The organism is Okeania sp. SIO2B9 (genome assembly GCF_010672505.1).
GTDB lineage: Bacteria > Cyanobacteriota > Cyanobacteriia > Cyanobacteriales > Microcoleaceae > Okeania > Okeania hirsuta.
In genome coordinates, this window is sequence record NZ_JAAHGK010000689.1 from 1 (window position 1) to 4108 (window position 4108).

The following is a 4108-nucleotide window of genomic DNA, read 5'->3' on the forward strand; positions in this document are numbered from 1 at the left end:
TAACACTGCTACGACTAAACCGAGAATCCCAATCAGATTACTCAGACGTTCGAGTTGTAGATTTAGAGGCGTTTCCACATCTGTGATATCTAGAACGCATCTAGCAGTTTTACCAATTTCTGTCTCATCGCCAACCGCTATGATTTCGATTACTCCATGTCCATCATTGACTACAGTATCTCGCAATACTTTGTTTGGCGGATAAGCGCAACCACTATTACCATTAGAGGATAAGTTGACATCTGCTATTTTCGGAACAGGTATTGCTTCTCCCGTTAAACTAGCTTCATTAACTTCCAGAGAAACTGCTTCTAATACTTGACCATCTGCTGCTATTTCATCTCCTGTTTCTATCAGTACAATATCGCCTACTACTAAGTCTTTTTTGGGAACGGTTGTAACTTTATTATCCCTAATTACTGCGATAGGAATTTCATCATTTACTTGATTGAGAATATCGAATTCTTTACTAGCTTTATATTCATTTAAAAAAGCAACAGAGGTCGCCAGAATAATGGCAGCAATAATGCCTAAACCTTCTACATAATTACCTTCAAAAATTCCGACAGTAATGGCAATAACGGCTGCAATTATTAGAATCCGAATTACTGGGTCGTCGAACTTTTCTAACCATAATTTCCACCAAGGCGATCGCTTGGGTGGCGTTAATAAGTTAGACCCGTATTTTTGCCTATTTGCCTCCACTTCAGCCTGCGTGAGTCCTCTATAGCGACTTTGTTTTTGCCGTGGTTCTTGAGTAGTTTTCATTAATTAATCTCCTTGCCAAAGTTAACTTTGGTGAGTATCGTTCTAATTTTAGTATTTTATTGTTTTATGTCTTAACTTTATTAATATATCTTAAATGCGTAATTTTGTCTAGAAATGTTTATAATTAGGACTTACGCACGGGCACTAAATAGACTGAGGGCGAATGCCATTTGCCCCTACCTATGGCGTTTTTAAGGTGAATTTGCGTAAGTCCTGATAATTAGGAAAACAACTCGTTTTTTTGTCTGTTTTTGCAATCAAAATATTTGATTTTTTCGTAAAATTATGCTATATTTTATTTTCCAAAAAAACGCTTATTTTGTGTGATAAAATGTCGATTGAACGTCTCAATAAAAAACAGTGGAAAACACCACCAAAACTTATTTCTTTATTTTCAGGTTGTGGAGGAATGGATTTACCATTTCATTACGCAGGATTTAAGGTGATTTGGGCAGTTGATTCTAATGTATATGCCTGTCAAACTTTTAAAAGAAATATTGCTGATGTTATCGAGCATAATCAAATTGAAAATATAGATATTAATGCAGTTCCAGAGGCGGATTTAATTACGGGAGGGTTTCCTTGTCAAGATTTTTCAATGATTTGGAAATGTCCTGGTTTAGAGGGTACGAGAGGCAATTTATATACTTACTTCTTAGAATTTGTTAAACGGAAACAACCAAAGGCATTTATAGCAGAAAATGTCAAAGGTTTATTAAGTGCGAATAAACATCAAGCAATTCAACGGATAATATCAGATTTTGAAAGTATCTCTCCAGGTTATTTAGTAAAGCCTAAATTATACAAATTTGCCGATTACGGAGTACCTCAATTTAGGGAAAGAGTAGTTTTAGTAGGGATTAGAATGGATACAGGTTTTAATTTTATTCATCCTCAACCAGAATATGGTCTTGGTCGTAAATATCCTTACAAAACTGCTGGTGAAGCACTTAAAAATGTAGAAAAAGTTCCGGATAATAATGAACATCAAAAAATTCAACCTCGAACAATTGAAATATTGAAAAGGATAAAAGCAGGAGGTAATTTTAGAGATATTCCGAAAGATAGTCCTTACTATGTAAAAGGAATGATTAGCCATGTTTATCGGCGAATAGATCCAGGCAAACCTTCTGCGACAATTATTGCTGGTGGGGGTGGAGGAACATGGGGTTATCATTATCCTGAACCAAGGTCTTTAACAAATAGAGAAAGAGCAAGGTTACAAACATTTCCTGATGATTTTATTTTTGAAGGTTCTTTTACTGAAATTAGGCGACAAATTGGTAATGCCGTACCTCCAGATGGAATTGTTTCTATTGTTGAATCTTTGATTCCATTATTTAAAGATGATTATCAGAAAATCGATTTATATAGTCTCAGTAAACATTTACAAGGTATGTCAATCAAAGATAGATTAAAATTCGCAGAATTAGAATCAGATGAACAACCAATACAGTTAAGTTTACTCTAATTTTTGAGATTAATTTTATGGCTATTTATACTAATAATTCAGAATTTGGAGGTGCTTTTGGTGATAGAGTGAGTATTCTTTTAAAGGAAGCTAATTCTGTTACTATTGAATCTGGCTATACCTCAGCAGTTATCTTACAGCAAGATCAAGAATATATCGCTAAAATTGTTAACGATGGTGGTAATTTTACATTGTTAGTTGGCATGGGAATGTTTGAAGGATTAAGTCGGCATACCTATAATAAATTAGGTGAATTAAATAGTTTTATATTATCTGCAAATCCTGAATGTGGAGGTGTTAGATTTGTCTGGAATCCACCACCATTTCACGGCAATATTTATAGAATAAAATATCAAAATGAATTGCTTTACTTTGCAGGGTCTTCAAATTTTTCTAAAAGAGGATTATTTGAGAATTTAGAATTTACTTGTAAAATTACAGACCTCCCTACTATCAATCAAACAGAAGCCTATATTAATTGGCTACTTACTGATAATATATCGGTAAATTTTGACAAGTGTGAATCATTTCCGATTGTTAAATCTGTCAAAGCTAACCGAAAAAAGATTAACTTTCAGAAAGTAGAAACTAAACCAATTATTAATTCTAAAGTTCCTTATGTGGATATATCTTTGGCTAGAGTCGATCGGCAACAACGGTCAAACTTAAATGCTTTTTTTGGCAAAGGAAGATGGAATAGAAAAACAGGTATTGTGATTCCTAGAGACTGGTTTGAAGTAGAAATTATTGTCGATATAGCTACAACTAAAAATCCTATTTATCCCAAAGGTGATTTTATTGCTTACACTGATGATGGTTTAGTATTTCCTTGTCGTACCCAAGGTGATTATCATAAAAATCTGAGGTCAAGAGATGACTTAAAAGTTTTAGGTCATTGGATAAAAGGTAAACTACAACAAAAAGGAGTTTTAGAGCTATTTGAACCAGTCACAAGTCAGACATTAGAAGAGTATGGAAAAAACTACATTCGGATGTATAAATTATCTGATTCAGACTACTACTTAGAATTTTAAGTAATAGCAATGCAAGTAGCTAATATTATCTTGAATTTTACTATCACCGTTAATTTCACAGATAAACCCGCCCCGACTAAATCTCTAAATAAAAAAACAACCACAATGAAACATATCATCACACTAACAATCATACTAACAACATTTACCCTGGTTAGTTGCAATAAAATACCATCTCTGAACAAACAATCATCACAACCAGAACAACCAACTTTTATTGCCAGAAAATCAGATACTCCTTTAAATCCTTTTGCTTTAACTAGATTAGCAAAACAAACGGTGGTAGAGATTGTAAGTGAGAGTTATTTGACCGCATTAATCTACCTACTTTGTGTCTGACAACTCTGGAGTGAGTGTCCTGACTCTTGCTCCTACCTTGCCACTATCAATCACTCAAGGAAAAGCTGATGCGTTTTAATTACAGAAAAATTGTTATTGTACTGACTATTATACTTACAGTAGTAATAATTATTGGTAGTTTATATGTTCTGCAAAAAATTTCAGTAGCCTATGGAATTATAAGTCTAAGACCTACTTCTCTGTTTACTAAAGCTTATGTGCGATGTAGACTCCCCCAAATAATATCTTTCATGCAATTGATAGAATCTTTTTTCCAGCCTTTATTCATTGCCACTTTAGTTGAAGTTATTTTAATTTTAGTCTTAATGATAAGCAATATTATATCCAAGTGTCAGGCTATGATGGGTGCTACAATTCTCTGTTTTTTGTATCTAATTTTAATTATTTATTATGAAATGACATTTTTTTATTGTATTCATGGTGCTTAAGTAATAATCTCACCCAGCCAACGGCTAATAGTTTTCTGTCCGTCGGG

4 protein-coding genes are annotated in these 4108 nt (G+C 33.5%); 3 read left to right on the forward strand and 1 reads right to left on the reverse strand.

Translation table 11 applies throughout. The annotated features are described in order from the left end of the window. Window positions 1-768 (reverse strand): HAD-IC family P-type ATPase (locus F6K13_RS21675; RefSeq protein ID WP_287288342.1); only part of this gene is annotated, 768 nt, incomplete at its 3' end. Between the two features lie 331 nt (window positions 769-1099). Between F6K13_RS21675 and F6K13_RS21680 the strand changes: the two genes are divergently transcribed. Genes F6K13_RS21680 through F6K13_RS21690 form a run of 3 tightly spaced genes read left to right on the forward strand, consistent with a single transcriptional unit; the run spans window position 1100 to window position 3612 of the window. After that, a complete protein-coding gene (locus tag F6K13_RS21680) occupies window positions 1100-2239 on the forward strand; it encodes a DNA cytosine methyltransferase (RefSeq protein WP_287288344.1) in 1140 nt (379 codons plus the stop codon). A 17-nt stretch (window positions 2240-2256) separates the two neighbouring features. Beyond that, the gene (locus F6K13_RS21685) at window positions 2257-3273 is read left to right on the forward strand and encodes a restriction endonuclease PLD domain-containing protein (RefSeq protein ID WP_287239244.1); all 1017 of its coding nucleotides are present in this window, start codon (window positions 2257-2259) and stop codon (window positions 3271-3273) included. A 9-nt stretch (window positions 3274-3282) separates the two neighbouring features. Beyond that, window positions 3283-3612: a hypothetical protein gene (locus F6K13_RS21690; protein WP_124154503.1), complete on the forward strand. Its 330-nt coding sequence runs from the start codon at window positions 3283-3285 to the stop codon at window positions 3610-3612. Window positions 3613-4108 lie beyond the last annotated feature (496 nt).